The sequence below is a fragment of the Arthrobacter sp. WCS2018Hpa-7 genome, from assembly GCF_031843805.1.
Lineage (GTDB): Bacteria > Actinomycetota > Actinomycetes > Actinomycetales > Micrococcaceae > Arthrobacter.
On sequence record NZ_JAVTJB010000001.1, the window covers coordinates 497,674 to 522,931 of the forward strand.

Annotated in this window: 27 protein-coding genes and 1 tRNA gene; 12 read left to right on the forward strand and 16 right to left on the reverse strand. The window is 63.8% G+C overall.

What is annotated here, in order from left to right:
- Nucleotides 1-3 precede the first annotated feature (3 nt).
- The 3 genes from RQH14_RS02365 to RQH14_RS02375 all read right to left on the reverse strand — a co-directional run bounded on the left by RQH14_RS02365 (nt 4) and on the right by RQH14_RS02375 (nt 2,838).
- On the reverse strand, nt 4-558 hold the full coding sequence (locus RQH14_RS02365) for a hypothetical protein (RefSeq protein WP_311211732.1): 555 nt from the start codon (nt 556-558) through the stop codon (nt 4-6).
- Nucleotides 559-620: 62 nt separating this feature from the next.
- The gene (locus RQH14_RS02370; RefSeq protein WP_311211733.1) at nt 621-2,639 is read right to left on the reverse strand and encodes an alpha/beta hydrolase; all 2,019 of its coding nucleotides are present in this window, start codon (nt 2,637-2,639) and stop codon (nt 621-623) included.
- A gap of 126 nt (nt 2,640-2,765) precedes the next feature.
- A tRNA-Lys gene (locus RQH14_RS02375) sits at nt 2,766-2,838 on the reverse strand.
- A 238-nt stretch (nt 2,839-3,076) separates the two neighbouring features.
- Between RQH14_RS02375 and RQH14_RS02380 the strand changes: the two genes are divergently transcribed.
- Nucleotides 3,077-3,736, forward strand: a complete 660-nt coding sequence (locus RQH14_RS02380) for a hypothetical protein (RefSeq protein ID WP_311211734.1) — start codon at nt 3,077-3,079, stop codon at nt 3,734-3,736.
- A 234-nt stretch (nt 3,737-3,970) separates the two neighbouring features.
- On the opposite strand, the gene RQH14_RS02385 is transcribed toward RQH14_RS02380, so the two are convergent.
- Nucleotides 3,971-4,687 (reverse strand): hypothetical protein, encoded by a 717-nt coding sequence (locus RQH14_RS02385; RefSeq protein ID WP_311211735.1) that lies wholly within the window; start codon nt 4,685-4,687, stop codon nt 3,971-3,973.
- Nucleotides 4,688-4,900: 213 nt separating this feature from the next.
- On the opposite strand from RQH14_RS02385, the gene RQH14_RS02390 reads away from it, so the two are divergent.
- Entirely contained in the window at nt 4,901-5,518 is a 618-nt protein-coding gene (locus RQH14_RS02390; RefSeq protein ID WP_311211736.1) for a nuclease PIN, read from the forward strand.
- Nucleotide 5,519: 1 nt separating this feature from the next.
- Nucleotides 5,520-6,536 carry an inorganic phosphate transporter gene (locus tag RQH14_RS02395; protein ID WP_311211737.1) on the forward strand — a complete coding sequence of 339 codons (1,017 nt, stop codon included), beginning with the start codon at nt 5,520-5,522 and terminating at the stop codon, nt 6,534-6,536.
- Between the two features lie 172 nt (nt 6,537-6,708).
- On the opposite strand, the gene pstB is transcribed toward RQH14_RS02395, so the two are convergent.
- From pstB to pstS, 4 genes are all read right to left on the reverse strand, one after another.
- Nucleotides 6,709-7,488, reverse strand: coding sequence for a phosphate ABC transporter ATP-binding protein PstB (pstB, locus tag RQH14_RS02400; RefSeq protein ID WP_011772968.1), 780 nt, complete (start codon nt 7,486-7,488; stop codon nt 6,709-6,711).
- 71 nt (nt 7,489-7,559) lie between these two features.
- Entirely contained in the window at nt 7,560-8,663 is a 1,104-nt protein-coding gene (pstA, locus tag RQH14_RS02405) for a phosphate ABC transporter permease PstA (protein WP_311211738.1), read from the reverse strand.
- On the reverse strand, nt 8,664-9,596 hold the full coding sequence (pstC, locus tag RQH14_RS02410) for a phosphate ABC transporter permease subunit PstC (RefSeq protein ID WP_024819033.1): 933 nt from the start codon (nt 9,594-9,596) through the stop codon (nt 8,664-8,666). It lies immediately after the preceding gene.
- Nucleotides 9,597-9,734: 138 nt separating this feature from the next.
- Nucleotides 9,735-10,856 carry a phosphate ABC transporter substrate-binding protein PstS gene (gene pstS, locus RQH14_RS02415; protein WP_311211739.1) on the reverse strand — a complete coding sequence of 374 codons (1,122 nt, stop codon included), beginning with the start codon at nt 10,854-10,856 and terminating at the stop codon, nt 9,735-9,737.
- A 247-nt stretch (nt 10,857-11,103) separates the two neighbouring features.
- Here pstS and RQH14_RS02420 point away from each other — a divergent pair, with 247 nt between their 5' ends.
- The 5 genes from RQH14_RS02420 (at nt 11,104) to disA (ending at nt 16,408) form a co-directional block, all read left to right on the forward strand.
- Nucleotides 11,104-12,231, forward strand: a complete 1,128-nt coding sequence (locus RQH14_RS02420) for an FUSC family protein (RefSeq protein WP_311211740.1) — start codon at nt 11,104-11,106, stop codon at nt 12,229-12,231.
- A 39-nt stretch (nt 12,232-12,270) separates the two neighbouring features.
- Nucleotides 12,271-12,969, forward strand: coding sequence for a phosphatase PAP2 family protein (locus RQH14_RS02425; RefSeq protein WP_311211741.1), 699 nt, complete (start codon nt 12,271-12,273; stop codon nt 12,967-12,969).
- A 32-nt stretch (nt 12,970-13,001) separates the two neighbouring features.
- Nucleotides 13,002-14,375, forward strand: coding sequence for a DNA repair protein RadA (gene radA / locus RQH14_RS02430; protein WP_311211742.1), 1,374 nt, complete (start codon nt 13,002-13,004; stop codon nt 14,373-14,375).
- A 54-nt stretch (nt 14,376-14,429) separates the two neighbouring features.
- Nucleotides 14,430-15,053, forward strand: a complete 624-nt coding sequence (locus RQH14_RS02435) for a Pr6Pr family membrane protein (protein WP_311211743.1) — start codon at nt 14,430-14,432, stop codon at nt 15,051-15,053.
- Nucleotides 15,054-15,331: 278 nt separating this feature from the next.
- Nucleotides 15,332-16,408: a DNA integrity scanning diadenylate cyclase DisA gene (disA, locus tag RQH14_RS02440; protein ID WP_024819020.1), complete on the forward strand. Its 1,077-nt coding sequence runs from the start codon at nt 15,332-15,334 to the stop codon at nt 16,406-16,408.
- 37 nt (nt 16,409-16,445) lie between these two features.
- On the opposite strand, the gene RQH14_RS02445 is transcribed toward disA, so the two are convergent.
- On the reverse strand, nt 16,446-17,168 hold the full coding sequence (locus tag RQH14_RS02445) for a hypothetical protein (protein ID WP_311211744.1): 723 nt from the start codon (nt 17,166-17,168) through the stop codon (nt 16,446-16,448).
- 115 nt (nt 17,169-17,283) lie between these two features.
- On the opposite strand from RQH14_RS02445, the gene RQH14_RS02450 reads away from it, so the two are divergent.
- From RQH14_RS02450 to RQH14_RS02460, 3 genes are all read left to right on the forward strand, one after another.
- On the forward strand, nt 17,284-18,234 hold the full coding sequence (locus RQH14_RS02450; RefSeq protein WP_311211745.1) for an A/G-specific adenine glycosylase: 951 nt from the start codon (nt 17,284-17,286) through the stop codon (nt 18,232-18,234).
- Nucleotides 18,235-18,347: 113 nt separating this feature from the next.
- The gene (locus RQH14_RS02455; RefSeq protein ID WP_311211746.1) at nt 18,348-18,830 is read left to right on the forward strand and encodes a hypothetical protein; all 483 of its coding nucleotides are present in this window, start codon (nt 18,348-18,350) and stop codon (nt 18,828-18,830) included.
- Nucleotides 18,831-19,045: 215 nt separating this feature from the next.
- Nucleotides 19,046-20,422, forward strand: a complete 1,377-nt coding sequence (locus RQH14_RS02460) for a cation:dicarboxylate symporter family transporter (RefSeq protein ID WP_396136302.1) — start codon at nt 19,046-19,048, stop codon at nt 20,420-20,422.
- On the opposite strand, the gene RQH14_RS02465 is transcribed toward RQH14_RS02460, so the two are convergent.
- Nucleotides 20,382-21,224 carry a helix-turn-helix domain-containing protein gene (locus RQH14_RS02465; protein WP_311211747.1) on the reverse strand — a complete coding sequence of 281 codons (843 nt, stop codon included), beginning with the start codon at nt 21,222-21,224 and terminating at the stop codon, nt 20,382-20,384. The two genes, RQH14_RS02460 and RQH14_RS02465, sit on opposite strands and share 41 nt — an antisense overlap.
- Before the next feature lie 77 nt (nt 21,225-21,301).
- Between RQH14_RS02465 and RQH14_RS02470 the strand changes: the two genes are divergently transcribed.
- A complete protein-coding gene (locus RQH14_RS02470; protein ID WP_311211748.1) occupies nt 21,302-21,814 on the forward strand; it encodes a VOC family protein in 513 nt (170 codons plus the stop codon).
- Between the two features lie 45 nt (nt 21,815-21,859).
- Here the strand turns inward: RQH14_RS02470 and RQH14_RS02475 are convergent, their stop codons facing one another.
- The 6 genes from RQH14_RS02475 to dhaK form a co-directional block, all read right to left on the reverse strand.
- On the reverse strand, nt 21,860-22,219 hold the full coding sequence (locus RQH14_RS02475; protein WP_090824012.1) for a VOC family protein: 360 nt from the start codon (nt 22,217-22,219) through the stop codon (nt 21,860-21,862).
- Between the two features lie 4 nt (nt 22,220-22,223).
- On the reverse strand, nt 22,224-22,484 hold the full coding sequence (locus RQH14_RS02480) for a DUF4235 domain-containing protein (protein ID WP_311211749.1): 261 nt from the start codon (nt 22,482-22,484) through the stop codon (nt 22,224-22,226).
- Between the two features lie 105 nt (nt 22,485-22,589).
- Nucleotides 22,590-22,766 (reverse strand): CsbD family protein, encoded by a 177-nt coding sequence (locus tag RQH14_RS02485; RefSeq protein WP_035760998.1) that lies wholly within the window; start codon nt 22,764-22,766, stop codon nt 22,590-22,592.
- 90 nt (nt 22,767-22,856) lie between these two features.
- A complete protein-coding gene (gene dhaM, locus RQH14_RS02490) occupies nt 22,857-23,543 on the reverse strand; it encodes a dihydroxyacetone kinase phosphoryl donor subunit DhaM (protein WP_311211750.1) in 687 nt (228 codons plus the stop codon).
- Complete coding sequence (dhaL, locus tag RQH14_RS02495; protein ID WP_311211751.1) at nt 23,540-24,202, reverse strand: dihydroxyacetone kinase subunit DhaL; 663 nt, start codon at nt 24,200-24,202, stop codon at nt 23,540-23,542. Before dhaL ends, dhaM begins: the two co-directional genes overlap by 4 nt.
- Before the next feature lie 2 nt (nt 24,203-24,204).
- Entirely contained in the window at nt 24,205-25,206 is a 1,002-nt protein-coding gene (dhaK, locus tag RQH14_RS02500) for a dihydroxyacetone kinase subunit DhaK (protein ID WP_311211752.1), read from the reverse strand.
- Between the last annotated feature and the right edge of the window lie 52 nt (nt 25,207-25,258).

The following is a 25,258-nucleotide window of genomic DNA, read 5'->3' on the forward strand; positions in this document are numbered from 1 at the left end:
GCTCTACTTGGTACTCGGCGTGGGACTGGCACTCGCTTCCTGCCTGTCCAATTCCTTGTAAATTTCATGCTGATTCCCAGCGACGCAGGCGCTGTTCATCTCGAGGCTGAAGCCATTGGTGGTAGCCGTGAAGGATACGAGATGTCCGCCGTTCTTATTGGCATAGAGACGGATGTTTGCTGGGTCCTTTGGGTTTGATTCAACGCGGGTGGTGAAGCCTTTGGATTCCCAAAACGTCTTGACAACGTTGACCGACGATTCCATGTCGAGGGTTTCAAGCGTCTGACTCATGACGCTGTAGTTCACGCCCTCTTCTCCCTTAGGGGTGCTGCAGTCCATGTTTCGAAGGCTCTTATCCGCCCATGTCTGGGGCCCGACAGCGTTTTCAGTTTCGGTTTTGAAGGCGCGGAGATCCGAGAGAGCTTGCTTGAGTTCTTCGACCTGGGCATTGACAGTTGCAGGGTCACTGGAGCTACTTGAGCCGATCATGGGGTTCTCCGTGATCGTGGGCGTGCAGGCGCTCAGCGCAAAGAGCATAACCAGCAAGCTGGCAAGCATACAGCGGGTCCTGCGAGGGGCCTTGGATTCATAGGACATGAGGATCACTCTTTCGGACTTGTTCATCGGCCAGCAAATCCGGCCGGTTGCGTGACAGGCCGCGCGCCCGGCAGGATGCGGTCTCCATTGCCGGTTGTTGTCAGGGCAGCTTCATACAGGGCCGTGGTGTCCTGATCGAGGTATCCGTAGCCGTCGCCGTCTTTTCTGTGAACCAGCGTGTTGTGTTCCGTGGCGCCTTGATAGTGGGTCCCGTCAATAGTGGCCTCTTCTGAGGAGAACACTTTCGCTCCGAAAGACTCGACACGAGGATCCTGGCGCAGGAAGCGGCCCATTTGGGCCAATCCGTCACCACTGGCTTGGCTGGTGTAAACCTGACCGGCAGGAACATGGAGCTCGCTGGCGTTCCGAATCTCCTTTTCCACCCCGGCGGAGCCGAGCATCGTGAAGGAAGCGACGTTCAGTTCCGCGGCGGCAAGGGCGTTGGACGTCACGGTGGTGCCGTAGGAGTGGCCCAAGATGTTTAAGGTCTCCGGCGTCCTGTTGCCCAAGCTCTCCCTGACGGCGTTGAAGCCCTGGAGATCAGCGACGAAGCGGGTGGCACCGGCCCGGGCTGCATCGCCACTGTTCACGGTCGGAACAACGGGCGGTTCGTAGTTGATCCACGCCACCACGGCGAAAGATTCACCAACGTTGTCCTGGCTTTGCCGCAGTTGGAGGTTCGCGGCGTTCTTTGCCCAGTCGTTGAATCCGCTTTGAGGGGTAATGAGCATGCCGGACACAGCGTAGGTAACGTTGTCAGCCGTATCGGGATTACCCGCAGAGACCTGTGCCTTCGGTGAGCCGGGAGTCAGATCGAAACCCAGCAGGACAGCGTTGATTCCGCCCGCGTTCCTCAGTGCGTCGGTGATGCCATCCAGCGCTTTCTGCTGCGTTTGCAGCCGTGTCCAAGCCGGGTTGGTCATGGACATGCCTTGGCTGGCGGGCAGTAGTTGAGGCGTCCTGGCCAGTTCAGCGTTGATGCGGTCCTGCTCGGTGAAGAGGCGCTTGCGGTTGGCGAGGTTCCGGGCGGTCGCGGTGATTCCGTTCAGATTCCCGATGACTCCGGGGATGGCCTCGATCAGGAGCAACTGAGCCTCGCCGGGTTCAATTGCCCCGTCGACGATCGTGTGGCCGAGACCGCCCCACCACTCGGCTATCACCACGGGGTCCTGCCCTGGCTGTTCAAGCAGCCCCTGAAGTCGGTCCTTGTTGGCAGGTACGGCGAGCCAGGCTTTCAGTTGTGCGGCGTTCAGTGCCCCGATATCGTTCAAACCGACTTGCCCCGGTGGTGCGTACATTATGAGAGCGCTATTGAGCATGGTGTCGGCCATGGGCCCGCTGCCGGCTGCTTCGAATGCCGCGGCGATCTGCTCAAGCCACGTCGCGTCAGCGGCGTTCTCAGTCAGCAGTTCCTCGAACCCCGACACAAACGTGACACTGCCGCTATTCACCCACGAACACGCTGAGGTGAAACCGCTCCACGCGTTCCGGATTCTCCCCAGCTCCGCGTCCATGATGTTGGTGTAGGCGCGGGTTTGGGACACAAATTCGCGCAGCTTTCCAGGATCGGCGGAGCTGATAGCGCCCCCCGCTCCGCCGGCGAACCGGTCCCGGGCCCCCGCCGAAAACACCGCTGAAATCGTCGGAGCAGCCACCGGCCATTCCGCGGGCATCGGATCGCTCGCCACACCCTGGAAAGTTTGAAAGTGTTGTTCACGGAAATCGGCGCGTTGCTGCCAGGCAGCAAGTTCCTTCAGCCGGGACTTCTCTTCCCGTGCCTTGACCTTTGCTTGCGTGACGTCCTCCGCCAACGCCGCGAGGACACCGGCAAGCCGGCCACGGTCATCGGCCCGGACGGCCAAAGCGCTGGCGAACAAGGTCGCATAGCCGCCCTTGAAGTCCTCCATCGCATAACCTGTGGCGACACCCAGGAAGCTACCTTCGGAGCGCAGGGCCTGATCCGCGGAATCAGCAGCGCTGATCAAAGCGTCGGCGGCGCCATCGTCGAACGCAATCTCCACCGCCGTATCAAAGATCCCCACGCCGAGCCTCCTCACGTGAATAGTTAATCCATCGAATAGCATAACTGACGGAACCAGAGTGTGGGACGTGACCGGGAAAATAAAAAACAGGCCGGAGACTCAAGGTCTCCGGCCTGTCTTGGAGGGTGGGCCCTGTGGGGATCGAACCCACGACCCACGGATTAAAAGTCCGATGCTCTACCAACTGAGCTAAAGGCCCCTCCAGCTGTAGAAACAGCCATGAATACTGTACCCCAACGTCACGGCAGACGAGGAACTCAAGGTGACGTACGCCGTCGTCACCTTCTTTGGGTGAACGCTCGACGGCGGCGCGCGGCAGCCGCGGCGTGTCGGGCCCTGGGCGGGGGCAAAGTGGGTGGTGAAGGCACAGCGCCGGCAAGGGCGCAGCCCGGCAACCGTTACTCGACCCCACCAGAGCACAGGAGTACGGTGAACTCATGAGCGAACAGCCAGGACCACGCGCGTACGGCGGAGCAAACAGGCACCACAAGCCCAAGCCTTTTGCTCCGATCGATTTTGAACCGTTCGCCGGCGGGGCAGACCCCGCGCGGGTTTCCGAGGCTGCCCACCTTGCTGCGCAGGCCTTGGTGAGGCGGGGCCGCGACAGCGACGACCCCAAAGTGACCCACCGCCTGGTGAAACTGGCCGACGAGCAGGGATTGGAAGCCATAGCCGAGATGTGGGCCGAAAGCCCCGCCCGCAGCCTGCCCGGCGCACTGTGGCGGCTCTACGCCCTCCGCGCCGCCACCATCCAGAACCCCGAGAAGATCTCCGTCTACTTCCGGGCCGGCCGCGATACCGCGCAGGTTTCCAACGTGGTGGCCGGCGCTGCGGAGCCGCCCGGAGCCGATGAAATGAAAACCATGGCTGACGCCATTTTGTCCGGCGCATTCGACGGCGAGTTCGACGTCGCGCTGGAACGTTCCGCCGCTTTCTGCCGCGTAGTAGCACTCGGCCAAGCCACCCTCGCCGACGGCGCAGAGCACAGCAATGAAGGCCACGCGAGCAAGCTGACCCGCAACTCGCACCAGCTGGTCAAAACGGCCGAGGACCTTGAGCACGCCGCCAACGCGTGGCGCCTGGGCGAGCTGGACTAGCCAGCAAACAGGGCGAAACGTACCCACGCCGGCGCCGGACTGTCAATGTTGACTTAGCCCGCCGGACGGTGAAAACTAAAACTGGTGTCGAACCGCGAAACCCCCGGGCTTCAACTTATAGCCGCTTCGAGCGGCCTACCGCCGAGAGGCGTATCCGGTTCGGCACCATTTTTATGCCCGAACGCAGATTGCCCGGGCCGGCGCTAAGGCCGGCCCGGGCAACGCGGGCCGGAATTACTTCAACGTGACCGTGGTGTCCGCCGTTTCCTTCTTGTCGTGATCGAGATCGCCGGCGGCGTCCTGGGGCGTCAAGGTCGCCTTGATCTCCGTTTCCTTGCCGGCCGTGTAGGCGAAGTTCTCCGCAATGTTGAACGACTCCCCAGGCTTCAGCACGAACGGGGCCTTTTCCTTGAGCTTGGTCCCGCTGCTGGAAAGCCCATGCTTCTTGTAGCCGTCACTGCTGGAGTCCGACGGCATGCCGCCGAGGTACTTCCAGTCCGTGTACTTGGCCGAAGGGGTGACCAGGGAGTGGCTCAGGGGAATGTCTGCCGACGAGGTGTTGGTGACCACGTAGTTCAGGTAAACCACAGGCGCACCCTTCTTCAGCAGGTTCTCCTTGGTTTCCTTGTCCACGAACATGCTGTCCTTGGACGCCACATCCGTGGCCACCTGGTAGATGTCCACGCTGAAGCTATCGCCCTTGAGGTTCCCGAGCTTGTCCCCTGCATCTGAGATGGGAAGCGCCCAGGCCGCCGCGGTGTAAGCACCAGACGAGGTCCCGGCTCCTTGGGAAGAGGCAGCGGACGGCGACGCCGACGTCGACGCCGAAGCGGACGAAGAAGGAGACGAGGACGACGACGATTCGGAACCACCCGTCGTCGAGCCCGCCGTGGTGGTGCCGCAGGCACTGAGCGCGAGCATTCCAGCTGCCGCGAGGCTGGTGATTTTCACAACATTATTGAGTCGCATAATTCCCCCATTGAGTGGATTAATCCGGAGCTTGCCCAGTCTTTCACAGTGCCGAAGGCGCTGCGATGGGGACATCTCCCCGCCTCGTCCCGTGTACTGAGCGGACGCCCCCACCGGACCGGTAAAGTTGGGACCGAAATGGGCTGCGTCAAGTCAAGCCGCCCACACCCATCCGTCCCCAGCCCGGAAAGCGATATGAAGCTGCGCCTTTTCCCCCAGGAACCTGCCGGGCTCGTCCTCCTCGCGCAGATGGCCAGTGTGATCGTGGCCGGCACCGGGACGCTCTCCGAAATTCTTGGAGCCCCCGCCAGCGAGCACGAGCGCCTCGCCGAAGAACTGCACGAGCACGAGTCCAAATCCTTGGACCTGCACTTCGCCCTGCTGACCCACATGCGCACCAGCTTTGTGAACCCGCTCCCCCGCGAGGACATGTACACCCTGTCCCGCCACCTCACCGAAGCCATGGAGAAACTCGACGCCGCCGGTGACCTGGTGGCCATCTACAAACTGGACCGGCTTCCCAAGCGCGCCGCAGACCAGTTGGAGATCATCAGCCGGCAGGCCGAGCTCACTGTTGATGCCATGCGGAAACTCGAGGACCTGGACGAGCTTGAGGACTACTGGATCGAGATCCTCCGGCTGGCCAAGCGCGCAGAACGGACCCACCGGATCTGGGTGGCCGAGATGCTCAAAGACATGAAATCCACGCAATACGCACGGCACCGGGACATCGCCGACCAGTTGGTGGAAGTTACCAAGGACATGCGGAAGGTCGCCACCCAGGTAGGCAGCATCATCGTCAAGGAATCATGACGTGACCATCGCCATCTTGGTCCTGGTAGTTGGCCTGGCTTCCGGGTTCGCATTCCTGAACGGCTTCCGCGACGTCTCCAACGCCGTCGCGCTGTCCACGCGGACCCGCGCACTCACTCCCTCAATTGCGGTGCTCCTGGCCGCCATCTTCAACTTTGTGGGTGCCATGCTCAGCGGCACTTTCATCCTGGCCTTCACCCAGTCCTGGATCACACTGCCGAGCGGCACCAGCGGCCTGACCATCCTCGCCTCGGCCCTCACGGCAGCCATCCTGTGGGGTGTGTACGCGTGGTGGCGCGGCATCCCGCTGTCCTCCACCAACTCACTGGTGGGCGGCCTGATTGGTGCAGGTGCAGCAAGCGTACTGGTGGGCGGCAACGCGGTAGGCGGCATGGACAACGTCCTGCTCACCCAAGTGGCGCTGCCGTTGGTCTTGTCGCCTGTCATCGCGTTCGTGGCGGCGTACCTGCTGGTGTGGCCGGTGACGTGGGCTGCCCGCTACACGCAGCCGAACGTGGTCAACCGGCGGTTCCGCCGGGCGCAGGCCATCTCCGCCGCCGCCGTGGCGTTCGGCCACGGGCTCCAGGACGGCCAGCGCACAGCGGCGGTCATTCTGCTGGCCATGGTGGCTGCGGGATTGTCCGGCGGCAACGATGTGCCGCTCTGGATCCTGTTGGTCACAGCCATCATGCTGACCGCGGGGACCATGTTCGGCGGCTGGCGGATCTCCCACACTCTTGGCCACAAGCTGATCAGGGTGGATCCGCTGCGAGGCTTCGTGTCGCAAACACTGACCTCCGTGATGCTGTTCATCGGCGCTATCGCCTTCCATCTGCCGCTCTCAACCACCCATACGCTGACGGCGTCCGTGCTGGGTGCGGGAGTCAACCAACGGTTCCACACCGTCAACAGGCGCTTGGTCCGGCGGATCCTGTTGTTCTGGGTTGCCACGCCCCTGATCACAGCCGCAGCCGCCTTCATCCTTGAGCTGGCGTTCTCACCCCTCGCGGACCTCTAACCTTCACGCACGCACCCAACTAAGGGACAGCAAACGTCGCAATGAGCGCCCATTGCGACGTTTGCTGTCCCCCAGTTGGGTAAGAAAAAACGACGGCGACCGTACCCCCAAGGCGACGGTCGCCGTCGTTCTGTGCCGACTCCCCCCAAGAAGCCGGAACCTGCAAGAACCCTTATCCGAAGCGGCCGGAGACGTAGTCTTCCGTTGCCTTCTGGCCGGGGTTGTTGAAGATGCTGGTGGTGTCAGCGAACTCGATCAGCTTGCCCGGCTTGCCGGTGCCTGCGATGTTGAAGAACGCGGTCTTGTCGGACACACGCGCAGCCTGCTGCATGTTGTGGGTCACGATCACCACGGTGTACTGGTCCTTGAGCTCGTTGATGAGGTCCTCAACGGCCAGGGTAGAGATGGGGTCAAGGGCGGAGCAGGGCTCATCCATGAGGATCACCTGGGGCTCAACCGCGATGGCTCGGGCGATGCACAGACGCTGCTGCTGCCCACCGGAAAGGCCGGAGCCGGGCTTGTCCAGGCGGTCCTTGACCTCGTTCCAGAGGTTGGCGCCCACCAGGGACTTCTCCACCAGGGCATCGGCTGCACCCTTGGAGATCTTCTTGTTGTTCAGCTTCACGCCGGCCAGCACGTTGTCGCGGATGGACATGGTGGGGAACGGGTTGGGGCGCTGGAAGACCATGCCCACCTGGGTGCGGACGGTCACGGGGTCCACGCCAGGGCCGTAGAGGTTGTCGCCGTCCAGGAGGACTTCACCTTCGACGCGCGCGCCGGGGAGGACCTCGTGCATGCGGTTCAGCGTCCGCAGGAAGGTGGACTTGCCGCAGCCGGACGGGCCGATGAAGGCCGTCACGGACTTGGCCTGGATGTTGATGTTGACGTCCTCGACGGCCAGGAAGTTGCCGTAGTAGACATTCAGGTCTTTGACGTCGATGCGCTTAGACATGGTGTTCCTTTGTTCCTTGGGGGTTTGGAAGTGTGAAGGGTGGGCCGCATGAAGACGGGCGGCCGGCCCGGCTAGCGTCCCGTTTTGGGCGCAAACAGACGGGCGATGAGGCGGGCTCCGAGGTTCAGGAGCATCACCAGGATGATCAGCACCAGCGCGGCGCCCCAAGCACGCTGGTCAGAGGGACCAGGGTTGGACGGCGACGTCGGGTTGAGGATCTGCGTATAGATGAACGTGGGCAGCGAGGCCATCCAGCCACCGAACACGTTGTTGTTGATGGTGGTGGCGAAACCGGCAGTCACCAGGATCGGCGCGGTTTCGCCGATGACGCGGGCGATCGCCAAGGTGACGCCGGACGCGATGCCGGAGATCGCCGTCGGGATGACCACCTTGGTGATGGTGCGCCATTTACGCACGCCCAGCGCGTAGGAGGCCTCGCGGAGCTCGTTCGGGACGATCTTGAGCATTTCCTCGCTGGAGCGGACCACCACCGGGATCATCAGGACAGAAAGCGCGACGGCGGCTACCGCACCGGTCTTCGTGCCGGGGCCCACGATGGCGAAGAAGAACGCTGCCGCGAAGAGGCCGGCCACGATGGACGGGATGCCGGTCATGACATCCACGAAGAACGTGATGGCGCGGGCCAGCGGACGATCGTTGCCGTATTCCACGAGGTAGATCGCGGTGAGCAGGCCCACGGGCACGGAGATGACCGTAGCCAGCAGCGTGATCTGGATGGTGCCCATCAGCGCGTGGTAGATACCGCCGAGGACGGGGGCGCCTTCTTCCACTGCCTTGTTGTCGAACGCGCCGGTGACGCCGTTCATTGATGTGCCGAGGAAGCCGGGGGTGATAAGGCCCGGGATGCCGTTGACCAGCACGGTAAAGATGACCGAGATCAGCGGCAGGAGAGCGATCAGGAAGGAGCCAACAACCAGGCAGGTAGCGAGCTTGTCCTTGGCTTTGCGTGCGCCTTCAACTGCGCCGCTCCAGGAGACCAGGCCTACGGCGAACAGAATGGCCGAGACAATGCCCCAGCCGAAGGCGTTGAAGCCGATGAGCGCCAGGATGGCCGCGCCGACGATCAGCGCAACGGCCAGGACAATGTAAGGTGCGAACTTGGGCAGCTGGCCCTTGGTGAGCGCGGAGCGCTTCCGGACTACTGTGGCGGTCATTTAGTTGGCTCCCGAGAATTCTTTGTGCCGGGTGATGATCCAGCGGGCGATCATGTTCACGCCCAGGGTGATGACGAACAGCACCAGGCCTGCGGCGATCAACGTGTTGACCTTGATACCGCTGGCTTCGGGGAAGTTCAGGGCAATTTCGGCAGCGATGGTCTGGTTGCCGGACTGGATGAGGCTGGCAGTCAGGACGCCGGAGGAGAGTACCAAGGCAACAGCCATGGTCTCGCCAAGTGCACGGCCCAGGCCCAGCATGATGGCGCTGATGATGCCCGGACGGCCGAAGGGCAGTACGGCCATCTTGATCATTTCCCAGCGGGTGGCTCCAAGTGCGAGCGCTGCTTCCTCGTGCAGCTTGGGGGTCTGCAGGAAGATTTCGCGGGACAGGGAGGTAATGATGGGCAGGACCATGACGGAGAGGACAATGCCGGCGGTCAGGATGGTCTTGCCGGTGGCCGATGCCGGTCCTTCGAAGATGGGGATCCAGCCGAGGTAGGTGGCCAGCCAGTCGTAGGCAGGCGAGATTTCCTTGGCCAGGAAAGCGGCACCCCAGGCGCCGTAAACAACGGAGGGGATGGCTGCGAGCAGGTCCACCACGTAGCCCAGGCCAGCGGCGAGCCGGCGGGGGGCGTAGTGCGAGATGAACAGTGCCACACCGATGGCCACGGGGGTGGCGATGACGAGTGCGATGACTGCGGCGATGAGGGTGCCCACCACGATCGGGGCAATGTAGGCGAAGAAGCCGTTGCCGCCCTGGATGTCTTCAGCGGGGGCGGTGAGCGCGGGGATTGCCTGCACCACAAGGAACAACGCGACTCCGAAGAGAACCGCAAGAATCAGGCACCCTGCGGCCATGGCGGCCCCGGAGAAAACCTTGTCCCCGGCGCGTCCTGCGCCTTGGGAGGTTGTCAGGGAGTTGGTGGTCACTTCACGTTCCTTCAGTCTGGAGTGAACTGGTCTTACATGGCTAAGTTCCCTGTCCCGCGCCGGTGCCGCGGCGGCCACCGGAGAGCGGGACAGGGAACTTCAGTGTTCAGCCGGGTTCAGGAAACCCGCGGGGAAACCCTAGGACTTGGCCTTGATGGTTTCGATAGCGGCCGTGGCCTTGTCCTGCAGCGTCTTGGAGAGCGGCGCGGACTTTGCGGCATCGGCTGCGGTCTTCTGTCCTTCGTCGGAAACGACGTAGCTTTCGAAGGCCTTGACCAGGTCAGCAACTTCCTTGGTCTCGTAGGTGGTGCAGACTACGTGGTACGAGACGAGGACTACGGGGTAGGCGCCCGATGCGGTGGTCTTGCGGTCCAGCTTGATGGCGACATCGTTGGCGGCGCGGCCGTCAACGGGCTTGCCGGCTTCGACGGCCTTGGCAGCAGCTTCGGCGGAGATCTTGACGAACTCCTCGCCCACCTTGATGGAGGCGGTGCCCAGCTTGCCGGAGACAGCAGAGTCGTCAGCGTAGGTCACCGCGCCGGGGGTGTCGGTGACGGTCTTGACGACGCCGGAGGTGCCCTTGGCGTTTTCGCCGGCCAGGGTTGCGGGCCAGATGCCGGCAGCCTTGTCCGTCCAGACCTCGGGAGCAGCTGCTGCGAGGTAGTCGGTGAAGTTGGTGGTGGTGCCGGAGTCGTCAGAGCGGTTCACCGGGGTGACCTTGAGGTCCGGCAGGGTGACGCCTTCGTTGAGGGCGGTGATGGCGGGATCGTTCCAGTTGGCGATTTCGCCGCGGAAGATCTTGGCGACCGTCGCGGCGTCGAGCTTCAATTCCTTGACGTCCGGAATGTTGAAGGCAACAGCGATCGGGGAGATGTACACCGGGATGTTGATGGCGCCGTCGGGGCCGCACTTGGCCTTGGAGCTCTCGAGCTCCTCGTCCTTCAGGTAGGCGTCCGAGCCGGCGAACTGTGCCGAGCCGTCGATGATGGCCTTGCGGCCTGCGCCGGAACCGTCCGGGGAGTACTGGACCGTGGCACCGGAGTTGGCGGTAGAGAAACCGGCCTTCCAAGCGTCCATGGCTGCGCCGGTGGAGGAGGCGCCGATGCCGGTCAGGGTGCCGGTCACCTTGGTGCCGGATGCTGAAGTCTGGGTGCCGCCAGTGGTGCCCGTTGCGTTGTCTGAACCGCAAGCAGTGAGCGCGAGAGCGCCGGCTGCGATGACCGCAATTGCCGCGTTGCGGCCGAAGTGAGTTGCCTTCACTTGGATGTGCCCCTTCCAGGGATTCTTCGATGCTGGCCGAACGGAGATTTCGGCGTGCGCGAGCTGAGGACCTTTTGTTCCTTTACTGAAGGTAAGGAGCGCAGGTAACGGGACCTGCGGTGAAAGGTGAACAGAAGGTGAACGACGGCGGACCATTGGGTAATGTGGCGCGCGCCACCTTGAGCGGCACCCGGCTTGCGGTTTGTGCCTTCGTCGGAACCCGAGCCGGGCAAATAGACTGGACGACATGGCCGCCGCGAAAGGATTTTCTGCAAGCAAGAGGTTCCTGCGCGCCAGAGTCCGGACAGGTTTGGTCCGCAGCCGGAATTCGTTGACGCCGGCCATCCAGATGACCGTGTGCGCCGTGGGTGCCTACGCTTTTGCTGAGTATGTGCTGGGCCACCAGGGCCCGCTGTTTGCCGCGACGTCTTCTTTGATTGCCCTCGGATTCTCCCGTGATCCTCGGCTTCGCCGGGTGATTGAGGTGGGCCTCGGCTGCACCCTGGGCATTGTTGTTGGTGACCTGCTGCTCCACTGGCTGGGGGCCGGGATCTGGCAGGCCGCCATCGTCCTGCTTTTTTCCATCCTGCTGGCCAGGTTCCTGGACAGCGGAACCATTTTCACCACCCAACTGGGCCTGCAGTCCTTGCTGGTGGTGCTGCTCCCGGCGCCGGCCGGGGGGCCCTTTACGCGCAGCCTCGACGCCGTGATCGGTGGCGTGTTTGCGCTGTTGGTGACCATCCTGGTGCCGAAGGATCCGCGCCGGGAGCCCAGGAAAGACGTCCAGAAAATCCTGCATGAACTCGCTGAGGTGCTGCGCGAATGCGGCAAGGCCCTGATCGAAAGCGACTCCACCATCGCCTGGCACGCCCTGATCCGCGGCCGCAACTGCCAGCCTTTGGTGGACCGGATGCGGCAGACGCTGCGCGCCTCGGGCGAGGTGGCAACCCTGGCACCCGCGCACCGGAGGCACCGCGACGAATTGGCCGGTCTGGAGCACTCCCTGGAGTACATCGACCTCGCGCTGCGTAACAGCCGCGTGTTTGCGCGGCGGCTCACCAGCGCCATCAACCATGCCGCACTGTCCGATGAAGCGATCGACAGTATCTCCGAAGTCCTGCAGGAAACCGCCGCGGCAATCGACGAGATGACCATCGGTTTGTCGGAGCAGAGCGAAGGAACACGACGGGTTCACCTGCGCCGTGCCCGAAACGAACTCTCCGACATCGCCGCCCGCCTGCACCCCAAGATGCTGGACGTCCAGCGACTTGAAGGCGAAACCGTGGTCATGCTGTTCCGGCCCCTCATGGTGGACCTGCTGGAAGCCAGCGGCATGGAACCGGATGAGGCCCGCGCGGTACTCCCGGCGCTGTAGCCTCAGAGAAGTCCCAGACCCGTTTGGCAGAATGAACCGATGACCTCTGCCCTTTCCACGCGCTTCCGGGCTGCACCGACGCTCAAGCTTCGGCAGCGGCCCCTGTTCCTGTGGGCAGGCATCTTGCTGGTGGCCGGGGACGCCATCTTCTGGCTCATGTTCGCCGCCGTGTTGTCCGAGACCGGGCTGGCAACCATGGACGGCACGGTCCACAGCTTCATGGTGGATTCGCGCAACCCCTTGCTCACCGCCCTCCTTACGGCAGTAACCACCGTGACCTCACCTGTGTGGATAGCCATTATTGGTGTGGCGGTGTCCGCGGCATGGACGGTATGGAAGAAGGAACTCTGGCGGCCGGCCGTCCTCTTGGGCGCCATGGCGTTTGCCGTCATCCTGTCCGCGGTGGTGAGACAGGATGTGGGGCGATCAGGCCCGCCGTCGTCCGATGTCCTCCTGGGCCCTGACGACGCACTGTCCTTTCCCTCCGGCCACACGCTCGGCGCCGGGATCTTCGCGCTTGTCCTCACCTACCTGATCGTCTCGCGTTCGGGCACGCGAACGACGGCGGTGCTCGCCTTCACTGGCGCCGCCTTGCTGACGCTGGTGGTTGCCTGCAGCCGGATCTACCTTGGGTACCACTGGCTCACGGACGTAGTTGCCTCTCTTGGGCTTGCGCTTGGCGTGACGGGCATTGCGGTGTTTGTGGACGCAGCGCGGCACGGCGGACGGCGCGGCTAATACTGTCAGCCCCCGCCACTACGCTTGAACCCATGGCTTCCAAGACGTCCCGCGCATCCAAAACACCCGCTTACAAGTGTGCCGAATGCGGCTGGACCGCCATCAAATGGGTGGGCCGCTGCGGCGAGTGCCAGGCGTGGGGAACCGTTGAGGAGTACGGCGCCACGGTAGCGCGTACGACGGCGGCCGCTACAGTTTTGGAGCCGGCCCGCCGTATCGCTGAGGTGGACGGCACCACCGCGGCATTCCTGCCCACGGGAGTGGACGAATTGGACCGCGTCCTCGGAGGAGGCCTCGTCCCGGGTGCCGTGATCCTGCTCGCGGGGGAACCCGGCGTCGGGAAGTCCACGCTGCTGCTGGACGTCGCGGCGAAGTTCGCGCGCACCGGCCAGGACGTCCTCTACATCACCGGCGAAGAGTCTGCGGCGCAGGTCAAGCTCCGCGCGGAGCGGATCGACGCGGTAGCGCACACCCTTTATCTTTCTGCGGAAACCGATCTTGGCCAGGCACTGGGACAGGTGGAGAAGCTTGAACCCAAGCTGCTGATCGTGGACTCGGTACAAACGCTGAGCAGTGCCGACGTGGAGGGCAGCGCAGGCGGAGTCTCGCAGGTGCGTGAAGTTGCTGCGTCGATCATTGCCGCGGCCAAGCGGCGCAACATGACCACGTTGTTGGTAGGCCACGTGACCAAGGAAGGCACCATCGCCGGTCCGCGGCTGCTGGAACACCTGGTGGACGTCGTGTGCCAGTTTGAAGGCGAGCGCCATTCGCGCCTCCGCTTGCTCCGGGCTGTGAAGAACCGCTATGGCGCCACGGACGACGTCGGCTGCTTTGACCTGAATGAGGCCGGTATCGAGGGACTGGCTGATCCCAGCGGGCTTTTCGTTTCACGGACGCGCGAGCCCGTTTCGGGCACCTGCATCACGGTGACCATGGAGGGTCGCCGCCCGCTGCTGGCAGAGGTTCAGTCCCTTCTGGCCGAGAGCGCCAACTCGCAGCCGCGCCGGGCTACCAGCGGGCTCGAAAGCTCCAGGGTGGCCATGCTGCTGGCAGTCCTTCAGCAACGTGCCGGCTGCATGCTGCACAAGGACGACTCCTATGTGGCAACAGTGGGCGGTGTGAAGCTCACGGAACCAGCAACGGACCTCGCTGTTGCCCTGGCTGTAGCGTCGGCCAAGGCCCGGAAGGCTCTCCCCCAGCGCCTGATTGCCTTTGGCGAAGTGGGCTTGGCTGGTGAAGTCCGCCCTGTTCCCGGCATCAACCAGCGCATCCAGGAAGCACACCGGCTCGGGTTCACGCACGCTATTGTTCCGGCCAGTCCTGCAGGTGCCGGCGTTATTCCGGACGGCTTCTCGGTGCGGGAGGTTGGCCATCTTGCCGAGGCACTGGAATTGCTGATCACGTAGCTATTCCGGGGTGTCGGGGCCGTTCGAGGCATACGGTCGGCAAGGATGGGAAGCATGACCAAACGGAATGTGCTTATCGGGGGACGCTTTTTCTTTGGACTTTTGACGTTGGTGGCGGTGGGAACCCAACTGACGGTCCATCTGGGCATGGGCTATGACCTTTGGAACTTCTTCAGCTATTTCACCAACCTGTCCAACATCTTCGCCGCACTGGTGCTGCTGATCAGCGGATACCGGGTGCTGATCCGGAGGCGGCCTACAGAAGCTGACGATGTCACGCGCGGCACTGCCACCATCGCCATGGCCGTGGTGGGCCTGGTTTTTGGTGCTTTGCTGGCCGGCGAGGACCTCGGTTCGCTGTTGCCGTGGGTCAACTTTGTGGTCCACTATTTGATCCCCGTGGTGATGGTGGCTGATTGGCTCTTCCAGCCGCCCCGGGCAACGCTGCAGCTCAAGCACGTCTGGTACTGGCTGCTCTACCCCGTTGGCTACCTGGTCTACAGCCTGGTCCGTGGCGCCTCCGTGAACTGGTATCCCTACTGGTTCATTGACCCGGCCCGCGCCGGCGGTTGGGGCGGCGTGGTGGTGTTCGCCCTCGCCATTTCCGTTGGCTTCCTGGTGGTGAGCCTGGCGATGCTGTGGCTGGGGAACAAGCTGAAGCGGCAAGTGGATTACTAGCTCATGGCATGCGGTTAACTACACCGACTTGCCATACTGGCCCACGTCCACGGCGCAAACTTCCCAAAGTGCACCTGTAGGACAGGTCGTGAAAGACACCTGCCGAGGCCCTTCGAACATCACGAAATGACCCACTTTGGGGCTTGCTGGTGCGGTTAACGGTCCCCGGAAGCCCTATCATTGTGCTTGTCGTCATTGGGGCATTTTTTGTGAGTGCCCACTGACGCCGGATTCAGCTTGTCTGTGAGCCGAGGCTTGCACCTTCGAAGGGAAACCCTATGGCCCGGAGCCCGGAAGAGTCGCTTAAGGCGACCCTGGCCAGAGTCGCACCCGGAACCCCGTTGCGCGATGGCCTGGAACGCATCCTCCGCGGACGGACCGGCGCCCTGATTGTGTTGGGCTACGACCGCACCATCGACTCCATCTGCTCCGGCGGATTCGACATCGGCATCGACTTCTCCCCCACGCGCCTGCGTGAGCTGGCCAAAATGGACGGCGCCATCATCTGTGACAAGGACGCCAGCAACATCGTCCGCGCCGCAGTCCAACTGGTTCCTGACTCGAGCATCGAAACCCAGGAATCGGGCACCAGGCACCGCACCGCTGAGCGTGTAGCCATCCAGACCGGCGTTCCCGTGATCTCGGTCAGCCAGTCCATGCAGATCATCGCGCTTTACGTGAACGGGCTGCGCCACGTGCTGGAGGGCTCCGAAAAGGTCCTCGCCCGCGCCAACCAGGCCCTGGCAACGTTGGAACGGTACAGCGCCAGGCTGGACCAGGTCACCAGTTCCCTCTCCGCCCTGGAGATCGAAGCCCTGGTCACCGTCAGGGACGTCGCGGTCACCCTGCAGCGCCAGGAAATGGTCCGTCGCATCTCCGAGGAAATCGCCCAGTACGTTCTGGAACTTGGCGAAGACGGCCGTCTGCTGTCCCTCCAGGTGGAGGAACTGACCATGGGCCGCGGTCCGGGCAGCGACGTCATCATCCGCGACTACTCGGACCCCGACGCCACGCCTGAGGAGATCGAGGAAGCCGTCCAGGCACTCCTCAACCTGGGCCCCACCGAACTGATCGATCTCAGCCGCATCGCGCACATCATCGGTTTCGCCGGTGGGGTTGAGCAGTTGGACGCAGTGGTCCAGCCGCGCGGATACCGCCTGTTGTCCGGTTTGAAGTCAGTGCCCAAGGCCGTGGCCGACCGCCTGGTGGACTACTTCGGTGGGCTTCAGAACCTGATGGCCGCCACTATCGATGACCTGATGACCGTTGACGGCATCGGCGATCAGCGCGCCCGCACAGTGCGCGAGGGCTTGAGCCGCATGGCCGAGGCCAGCCTGCTGGACCGGTTCCTCTAAGCCGGCTGCCGCCGTCGAATGCTGGTACGGCCGCGCGCTAGTTCAGCTGGAAGACAGCCTTGGGGCTGGCCTTGTTTCCCAGCCGCGCCTCGAACGTGTAGTACGCGCCGCCACCGCCGGGCTTGGCGTTGATCGCTGCGCAGCCCTCCAGTGTCCGGTTGCGCTGCCACGGGAAGTTCGCCGTTTCGCTCTTGCCGGGCTGGATGGTTTTGATGAGGTCTTCGCCGCCGGTCTGGCAGTCCTTGGACGAGAAGATACGGTCCGCGCCGCTCATCACCAGGTATTCCATTTGGGATGTTCCCACGTTGACCTCGCACGGGGCGGTGCCGCCGTTGGTGATGGTCATGGTGAGCAGCGGCTTGTCTTCCCCACCGTAAGCGGGCTTGTCGGTCTTGGCCGCGACGGTCATGAGGTTGAAGTCGCACACAGGCGTCGGCGAAGCAGACGGCGACGGTGTCCCTGACGGCGTGCTTCCCTGCGTCGGCGCCTGTGACGCTTCCGGGGTGCTGGCGGCCTGGGGCTCATTCTTTCCGGCGAGCGCGCCGGTGAGGGCCACCCCGCCTCCCACCAGCAGGGCGATCACCAGCAGCAGGGCGCCAAAAACAACCTGACGACGACGGCGGTACACGGCGGGGCTCGGTCGCCGCCTCTTCGTCGGGGTACCGCGGCCTGTTGTCCCGCTCCGGGATGAGCCACGGGCAGCACCCTTCGCCGGCGCTGAAGAGCGCGCGGTCGACTGCTGCTTACCGTTGGTGGCCATGGTTCTAGGCTAGGCTCGTGGCCCTCGGGGCACCTAACCTACACGCCGCAGGGCCCTAATCCGGGACTGTGTGACGTCGGCCATGGGCTGGGATTCCACTACAGTGGAGGGCAGTATGACTCTTCCCGATGCCCACCAACTCACCGCGCTCCACAGTGCCCTGGACCTCTGGTTTGCCGACTCCGCCCGGGACCTTCCTTGGCGCGAGCCGGACTGCAGCGCATGGGGAATCCTGGTCAGCGAAGTCATGCTCCAGCAGACTCCAGTGGTTCGGGTGCTGCCCGTGTGGCGGGACTGGATGGACCGCTGGCCTACCCCGGACCACCTCGCCGCGGAGCCGTCGGGCGAAGCCGTCCGTCATTGGGGCCGCCTCGGATATCCACGCCGCGCCCTGCGACTGCACGCGGCCGCCGTCGCCATCCGCGAGCAGCACGCCGGCAGCGTTCCTGACACGTATGCCGAGCTTCTGGGTTTACCGGGCGTGGGAAGCTACACAGCTGCCGCCGTCGCCGCCTTCGCTTTTGGACGACGCGAAACCGTAGTGGACACCAACATCAGAAGGGTTCACGCCCGGCTCATTTCCGGGAACGCCCTGCCCGCTCCGGCGTTGACGGCCGGAGAAATGCGCCTGGCCGAGGCCCTCCTCCCCGTCGAGCAGGAAGTTTCCGTTCGCTGGAACGCCTCCGTCATGGAACTCGGAGCCATGGTGTGCACGGCCCGCAGCCCCAAGTGCGCCGACTGTCCTGTCCGCTCAAGCTGCGCCTGGCTCGCCGCGGGTGAGCCGCCGCCGTCGTACACGCCCAAAGGCCAGTCCTGGCACGGCACCGACCGGCAGGTCCGCGGTGCCGTGATGGCCGTCCTCCGCGAGGCCGCAACCCCCGTTCCGCGCCAGATGTTCGAGCAAGCACCGGCGGACCTCGGATTCGCGCCGTCGGGCATTGGAATCCCCCTCGCCGCTCTGCACCGGCTCAACTCGGCGCCGGAGCAACTCGAGCGCGCCCTGGATGGCCTGTTGGTGGACGGACTGGCAGAAATGCACGACGGCGGGTTGCGGCTGCCGGCCTAGCGCTCGGCTGGGCCGGTATCGGTTCGGCAACGGGAACGGGTGAGCCGTAACAATGCAGGTGCCTCTTTGGGATGCACTGGAGACGCCGACCCCACGCGGTCCTACCCTGAAGCATGGGCAAAATCGGAGTGGCATTGACCCTTGCCGGAACCGCAGCATTACTCCCGGGCTGCTATCCCGAAGCCGTAGCCTGCCCGGCCATTGGGCACATTCCAGGCGTCTCCCTGAGTGTTGCAGCGAGCTACGCAGACCAGGTGGGCGCGCTGCGGCTCAAGGCCTGCCAGGACGGCACCTGCACCGAAAAGGACCTGGATCTGCACCCGGGCGCTGTGGCCGTGGACCAAGGCTGCACGCCGGATGGCGTGTGCTCGGCGACGTCTTCCCCTGACGGGACGTTTGTGGGTTTCCTTGAGCTCCCGGCCCTCAGCGAAGGACCTCTGGAAGCGACGGTCAGCGGCACGTCTCCCGCTGGCACAGCACTGCCCAACCGCATGCTGACCTTTACGCCCAAAGGCGATTACCCGTACGGCGAGCAATGCGGAAGGGTCATTTCCGCCGCCGTGACCTTGGATGCGGACGGGCTGAAGCAAGGCTAGCGGCGGCTGAGTAGTCCCCTGTCACTCCATCCGGGCTCTCCGACGCCCTGAGTTGCCCACCACATATAGATCCCGATTCCACATCGTGAAAATCTAGTTCCGATATTAAACACAACAGGCCTCAGGAATTAGCAATTCGGAAACACGGCCCTCATAGCGTCTTGTGTGATCCCAGCCGCGACCGCAGCGCGGCCCTCGCACAGATAGGCGCCACTTTGAAGATCCCCGCACCCGCAGTCCCCATGAGCCCAGCGAAGAAGCCACTGTACAAATCCTTGTTCTTCCAGATTCTGGTGGCCGTGGTGCTGGGCATCGCCATAGGGTACCTATGGCCAAACGTAGGTTCTGCCCTTCGCCCACTGGGCGACGGCTTCATTCAGCTCATCAAAATGATCATCGCTCCGCTGATTTTCCTGGTCATCGTCACGGGTATCTCTGCGGTGGGGGACGTCAAGTCCGTCGGCCGCGTAGGCGTGAAGGCGCTGATCTACTTCACCGGCGCCACACTCTTCGCGCTGGCCTTTGGGCTGGTGGTTGCAAACCTTGTGCAGCCGGGCGTAGGGCTGAACATTGACCCGGCGACCTTGTCTGAGGATGCAGTGAACGCCAAGACCACCACCGCCCCACCCAAAGACGCAGGTCAGTTCCTGCTGGGCATCATCCCCACCAGCGTCGTAGGAGCCTTTGCGTCCAACACGCTGCTGCAGGTTCTGTGCTTCGCCATCTTCTTTGGCGCAGCAATTGTGGTGGTGGGCCGCGAGAAGTGCAAGCCCGTTGTCGACCTCATGGAGACGACATTGGAGCTCTTCTTCAAAATCATGTCCTGGGTCATGCGGGTTGCGCCGATTGGCGCCTTCGGTGCCATGGCCTTCATCATCGGCCAGTACGGGCTCAGCTCACTGAGCACCTACGCCCTCCTGGTTGCTGCATGCTACGGCTCAGCACTGGTCTTCATTGGTCTGCTGTTTGTGGTGGCGTGGGTCTACCCGCGCGTTCCCCTGTGGCAGTTCATCAAGTACTCCCGCGAAGAATTCATGCTTGCCCTGGGCACGGCCTCCACGGAATCCGTCCTCCCCCGCATCATGACCAAGCTGACCAATGCCGGTTGTTCCCGTGCAACCACAGGCCTGGTGGTGCCCACCGGGTACTCGTTCAATCTCGACGGCGCCGCGCTTTACCTTTCCATCTCCCTCCTTTTCCTTGCCCAGGCCTTTGGCCACAATCTGGACCTGGGTCAGCAACTGGCAGCGCTCGGCATCCTGATGCTCACCTCAAAGGGGATGGCCGGCGTTCCAGGGTCCGCGTTCCTTGCCCTCTCCGCGACGGCCGGGGCGCTCGGAATCTTCCCAGTAGCCGGAGTTGCACTGCTGCTGGGAGCAGACCGATTGATGGACTCCATGCGCGTAGTGGTCAACCTGCTGGGCAACTGCGTCGCGACGTTCGTGGTGTCCAAGTGGGAGGGACAATTCGATCGCGACGCCATGCTGGCGGCTTTCCGCGGGGAGGACACGACGCCGAAAATCACCGACGCGGCGTCCGAGCATTCGGCGCTCAAGACTCCCCAGCTGACCTCCGGTACGTACTCGGGGTGAAGCCCAGATACTTCTGGAAGTCGTTTGTCAGGTGCGCGTGATCGGCATAGCCAAGTTCGACGGCGATCGCCGCAAGGTCCGCTCTTGGATCGGACCGGGTACGCTCGGCGGCGTCCTGAAGCCTCCGGCGACGGATGAGTGCTGCGGGGCTGAGTCCTATGTACTTCCGGGCCAACCTCTGGAGCGTTCGCGGTGAGACAGACAACCGAGTGGCCGCATCCTCAAGCAAGAGCACCTCAGGGTCGGAAGCGATGACATCCATCATCCGGTTCGCGAGCAGGGCTTCCTCCGAGAGCACTACGTCCAGTGAAACCAGCCACGCAACAAAGGCCTCCACGGCCCGCCTTCGGTGAGTGCCGTCGTCGTGCGTTGTGTCGGTTGGAGGCGTTGTGGCACCGCGGGGCACTGTGGCGCCGCAAGCCGGGGCCATCGCGTCCGAAACCGCAGCGTGCAGCTCCATCAGTTCCACTGCCGACTCCTTGTCCCGCAAGGTTCCGGGGTCGTCGGTAAACAACGGCACGGCCGCCGGGCGGAGCAGCGCGCCCACGGCCCAGCCAGAGCCGGTCAGGTCGCGGTGTGCGGCGCGGGTGGTGGGTCCGGAAAAGACGACATCCGCAGGCTGCACCACCAGGTTGGAGGCAGGGTAGGCGATGAGGTGTTGACGGGAGGTCCGGCCGGCTTCGATGTCCCACTCGGGGATCCAGAACCACTGCACCAGGTCCGCTACTGATGCCGGTGCGGTAACACGGTTGAAGGTGGGTAGGCGCGCGGGGCACAGAATGCCCTTGAAGGAACCCTCCATAAGCCCCTCCCCGGATCGGCGTGAACCTGTCGCGAATCTCCAAGCGCCGGCACCCGGAGGCACGTAGCGTCGTATCCATGACAGATACTACAAGCACAGAATCAACCACGGCCGCCCACGGGGAGCACACCACCCACGGCATTCCCAACGGTCTCACCAGCCTCACGCCGTTCCTCTCGGTGCCGGACGCCAAGGCGGCCATCGCCTTCTACCGGGACGTGTTCGGGGCCCGCGTGGTGGGCGAGACCGAGATGGGCGGGGTAGTGGTCCACGCCGAATTGGATTTTGGAAACGGCCACCTCCAGCTGGGCGAACCCAACCCCGAATATCACTTGGTCCAAGCGCCGTCCGGCGAGGACGACTGCTATTCCCTGGGCCTCTACTGCTCCGACGCGGACAGCCTGGTCCGCAAAGCAGAGCAAGCCGGCGCCGCCATCCGGGAGCCTTTGACCACCTTCGTATCAGGTGACCGCTATGCGAGCATCCGGGATCCGTTCGGCGTCCGTTGGTCCATCATGACGCGCGTCGAGGACCTCTCCGAGGAAGAGAGCAACCGTCGCGTCGAGGAATGGGCGGCGCAGCAAGGCTAAGGGCCGGGAGCCGCCGCAGGGTTCAGGCCCAGCGGCGGCCAGGCCTTAGCTGAGGCAGAGACAGAACGGGTGGCCGGCCGGATCAAGGAACACCCTGAACGTCTCACCGGGCTGGTGGTCGGCCTTGGTGGCACCCAGCGAGAGCGCAACTTCTTCGCCCTTGTCCAGGTCTTCCACCACCATGTCCAGGTGCATTTGCTGCGGAATGGTCTGCCCGGGCCACACCGGCGCCTGGTACACCTCCACTTGCTGGAAGGAGATGCAGTTGCTGCCGTCGCCGGGGCGGATATCGAACCAGTCGCCTTTGTCCTCGACTTCCCAGCCGAAGAGCTCGCCATAGAAGGCAGCCAGGACGGCCGGGTCGGGACAATCGATGACGACACTTGGGAACTTAGCTATAGCCATGTTTTTAGACCTCGTCAGCCGTTTTCTTTATGCGGGCCAGGACACTCTTGGTGCCCCGCTGGGTGAGAACGTGAACCACGGCGGCGACGCCGGCCGAGACAACCGCGAAGACCAGCACGCCCGGAAGTGAGTCATTGAGGTCTGTGCTGTCCTTGGGGGCAGGCTTGCCTGTCTTCTTCTCCCAGAGGCCTTCCAGCGTCTTGTTTGCCAGCGCGCCGGCGCCAAGTCCAATTGCCAGGCCGAAAATTTTCACCAGTATGTTCACGTAGATCCTCCATCAGGTTTGGCGCCGACGGACGACGCCCCACACAACAATCGCCTCATAAAACAAGGCAGGGCCGCTGCAACCGCAGCGGCCCTGTCCGGATACCTAGTCTTTCTTGAAGGCGTCCTTCAGCTTCTCGCCGGCGCCTTTGAGGTCGGCCTTGGTCTGGTCGCCCTTGCCTTCTGCTTCAAGACGCTCGTTGTCCGTCAGCTTTCCGGCAGCTTCCTTGGCCTTGCCACCAAGCTTCTCGCCAGCGTTCTCCATTTTGTCGTCAGCACCCATGATTCGCACCTCTTCCTTGTAGTGAACCTGTACCTCTACAACATCACTAATCAGCATACTTAGCAATATTTGGAAGCAAATCCGTTCGAACTAGAGCTCCCCGAACCCTTCTTCCACCAACCGTCGAACGTAGTCAACAGCTCTCTGCGCGTCCTTGCCGCGGGCTTCGATACGAAGCGTGGAACCTTGCCCGGCGGCGAGCGCCATGAGCGCCATGATGGACATGCCATCGACGCCGTTGACGGTCACCTCTGCCTCCAACCCGGACAGGCCGCCTGCGATCTTAGCGGCGGGCCGGGCGTGCATGCCCAAGGGGTTGATGAGGGTGCAGTCGCCGCTGGCGTCCGGCTCGCCCACACCTGGGGTCCCGACAGCTTCAGCGGGTTCCGCGGGCCGGTAACCCGCATCCTCCGCGGCCTTGCGGACATCCGCGACGCCGGCCCCTCCTTGGGCGGCCACGGCTGCGGCCACCAGCCCCTCAACCAAGGGGGCATCCGCGAGGAGCACCGCATCAGGGTCGCTCGCAAACTCCATGGCGGACTCAGCCGTCATGACGGCCGAGCCCAGATCGGTCATGACCACCACGCCGTCACCACCGGAATCAACCAGGGACTGCTCGACGGCGGCCAGCACCTTCTCCAGGCTGGTTCCGATCCGATCGTCGTCGGTGCCCCCGGCGGCGACCAATTCGACGTCGGGCGCCATCTGCGAAGCGAGTTCCACCGCCCCCTCGGCAATCTTGCTGCTGTGCGAAACCACCACGATCCCAACCGTCATACGGCGTCTGTTCCTGTGTCGCCGGTGGAGCCGGCAGCAGCCGCGGCGGCCGCACGGAGAAGCAGCGCCGTTGAGGCCGCCCCCGGGTCCCGGTGCCCGGCACTGCGCTCCCCCAGGTAGCTGGCCCGCCCCTTGCGCGCCACCAAGGGATCCGTTGCCATCGCCCCGGTCTCAGCCGCTTCGGCAGCCGCCTCCAGGACGCCCACCGGATCTGCGCCACCGTCGGCTGCCTTGCGGGCAGCCTCCACTGCGGGTGTCCACGCGTCGATCATGGTCTTGTCCCCAAGCTCGGCCTTGCCGCGCGCCACCACGCCATCACGAGCGGCGGCCAGAGCAGCCGCCAGAGTCTCGGCGTCGATCTCGGCGGCATCGCCCAGCGCGGTAGCTGCCCGCAGGTATGCCGTCCCGTACAGCGGCCCGGCAGCGCCGCCCACCTTGGACATGAGGGCCATCGCGGCGGCCTTGAGCGCGGCTCCGGGAGTTGCCGGTGGCGCCTCGTCGAGTTTCTGGAGGACGGCCTGGAACCCGCGGTCCATGTTTTCGCCGTGGTCCGAGTCGCCGATCGGCCGATCCAGTTCGATCAGTTCCATGCGGTGCTCTTCCATGGCCTTGGCGGAAAGTTTCAACCAGTCCGTGGCCCAGTCAACGCTCAACCCCATCTTCAGGCTCCCCAGCGCAAGGCTGCAGTGTGGACGGGAGCATCCCATAGCCGTGTCATCTCGTCATCGAGGCGCAGGACCGAGACCGAACAGCCCTGCATCTCCAGGGACGTCACGTAGTTACCCACCAGCGAGCGCTCGACGGTGGCACCGCGTTCGGCCAGGACCTGGGCTGCACGCCGGTAGACGATGTAGAGCTCGCTTTGCGGGGTTCCGCCCATGCCGTTCACGAACAGCAACACTTTATCCCCGGACGCCAGGGCAAGATCCTCCAGCACAGGCTCCAGCAGGCGGTCGGTGATGGCATCGGCTGGCTCCATGGCGATCTTGTGCCGGCCCGGTTCGCCGTGAATGCCTATACCGATCTCGATCTCGTTGTCTTCCAGCTCGAAGCTCGGCGTGCCTGCGTGCGGCACAGTGCAGCCGGACAGAGCCACGCCCATGGTCCGTACGTTGGCCACCACCCGCTCGGCGATGGCCGTGACGGTGTCAAGGTCGTCGCCACGCTGAGCCGACGCCCCTGCGATCTTTTCCACCAGGACCGTTCCGCCCACCCCACGCCGGCCCGCCGTGTACAGCGAATCCTCCACCGCGACGTCGTCGTTCACCAGGACCGAACGCACGTGCACGCCTTCGGCCTGCGCCATCTCGGCGGCGGTTTCAAAGTTCAGGACGTCGCCGGTGTAGTTCTTCACGATATGAACGACGCCGGCGCCTGAGTCCACCGCGACGGTCGCCGGAATAATCTGGTCAGGTGTTGGCGAGGTGAAGACGGCGCCGGGCACAGCGGCGTCGAGCATGCCGAGTCCCACAAAACCTGCGTGCAGGGGCTCGTGACCGCTGCCTCCGCCGGAGACCAAGGCAACCTTGCCCGCCACCGGAGCGCCCTTTCGGATGACATATTTGGGCTCGGGATGGACGTCCACAATGTCGGCATGGGCCATGCCGAACCCTTCTACGGACTCGTCCACCACTGCGCGTGGATCATTAATGAGCTTTTTCATGGGATGCTCCTGGGCGTGCTGCGGCTGGTGCTCTGACCCTACTACCGGCGGC

Excerpts from the sequence above, each read along its gene's own strand:
- RQH14_RS02365 (WP_311211732.1), bottom strand. The coding sequence starts at position 558 with ATGCTTGCCAGCTTGCTGGTTATGCTCTTTGCGCTGAGCGCCTGCACG.
- RQH14_RS02380 (WP_311211734.1), top strand. The coding sequence starts at position 3,077 with ATGAGCGAACAGCCAGGACCACGCGCGTACGGCGGAGCAAACAGGCAC.
- RQH14_RS02470 (WP_311211748.1), top strand. The coding sequence starts at position 21,302 with ATGACAGATACTACAAGCACAGAATCAACCACGGCCGCCCACGGGGAG.
- dhaK (WP_311211752.1), bottom strand. The coding sequence starts at position 25,206 with ATGAAAAAGCTCATTAATGATCCACGCGCAGTGGTGGACGAGTCCGTA.
- pstB (WP_011772968.1), bottom strand. The coding sequence starts at position 7,488 with ATGTCTAAGCGCATCGACGTCAAAGACCTGAATGTCTACTACGGCAAC.
- RQH14_RS02455 (WP_311211746.1), top strand. The coding sequence starts at position 18,348 with ATGGGCAAAATCGGAGTGGCATTGACCCTTGCCGGAACCGCAGCATTA.
- RQH14_RS02425 (WP_311211741.1), top strand. The coding sequence starts at position 12,271 with ATGACCTCTGCCCTTTCCACGCGCTTCCGGGCTGCACCGACGCTCAAG.
- dhaM (WP_311211750.1), bottom strand. The coding sequence starts at position 23,543 with ATGACGGTTGGGATCGTGGTGGTTTCGCACAGCAGCAAGATTGCCGAG.
- RQH14_RS02475 (WP_090824012.1), bottom strand. The coding sequence starts at position 22,219 with ATGGCTATAGCTAAGTTCCCAAGTGTCGTCATCGATTGTCCCGACCCG.
- dhaL (WP_311211751.1), bottom strand. The coding sequence starts at position 24,202 with ATGGGGTTGAGCGTTGACTGGGCCACGGACTGGTTGAAACTTTCCGCC.
- RQH14_RS02485 (WP_035760998.1), bottom strand. The coding sequence starts at position 22,766 with ATGGGTGCTGACGACAAAATGGAGAACGCTGGCGAGAAGCTTGGTGGC.
- RQH14_RS02390 (WP_311211736.1), top strand. The coding sequence starts at position 4,901 with ATGAAGCTGCGCCTTTTCCCCCAGGAACCTGCCGGGCTCGTCCTCCTC.
- RQH14_RS02445 (WP_311211744.1), bottom strand. The coding sequence starts at position 17,168 with ATGGCCACCAACGGTAAGCAGCAGTCGACCGCGCGCTCTTCAGCGCCG.
- RQH14_RS02420 (WP_311211740.1), top strand. The coding sequence starts at position 11,104 with ATGGCCGCCGCGAAAGGATTTTCTGCAAGCAAGAGGTTCCTGCGCGCC.
- RQH14_RS02450 (WP_311211745.1), top strand. The coding sequence starts at position 17,284 with ATGACTCTTCCCGATGCCCACCAACTCACCGCGCTCCACAGTGCCCTG.
- RQH14_RS02435 (WP_311211743.1), top strand. The coding sequence starts at position 14,430 with ATGACCAAACGGAATGTGCTTATCGGGGGACGCTTTTTCTTTGGACTT.
- radA (WP_311211742.1), top strand. The coding sequence starts at position 13,002 with ATGGCTTCCAAGACGTCCCGCGCATCCAAAACACCCGCTTACAAGTGT.
- RQH14_RS02465 (WP_311211747.1), bottom strand. The coding sequence starts at position 21,224 with ATGGAGGGTTCCTTCAAGGGCATTCTGTGCCCCGCGCGCCTACCCACC.
- disA (WP_024819020.1), top strand. The coding sequence starts at position 15,332 with ATGGCCCGGAGCCCGGAAGAGTCGCTTAAGGCGACCCTGGCCAGAGTC.
- pstA (WP_311211738.1), bottom strand. The coding sequence starts at position 8,663 with ATGACCGCCACAGTAGTCCGGAAGCGCTCCGCGCTCACCAAGGGCCAG.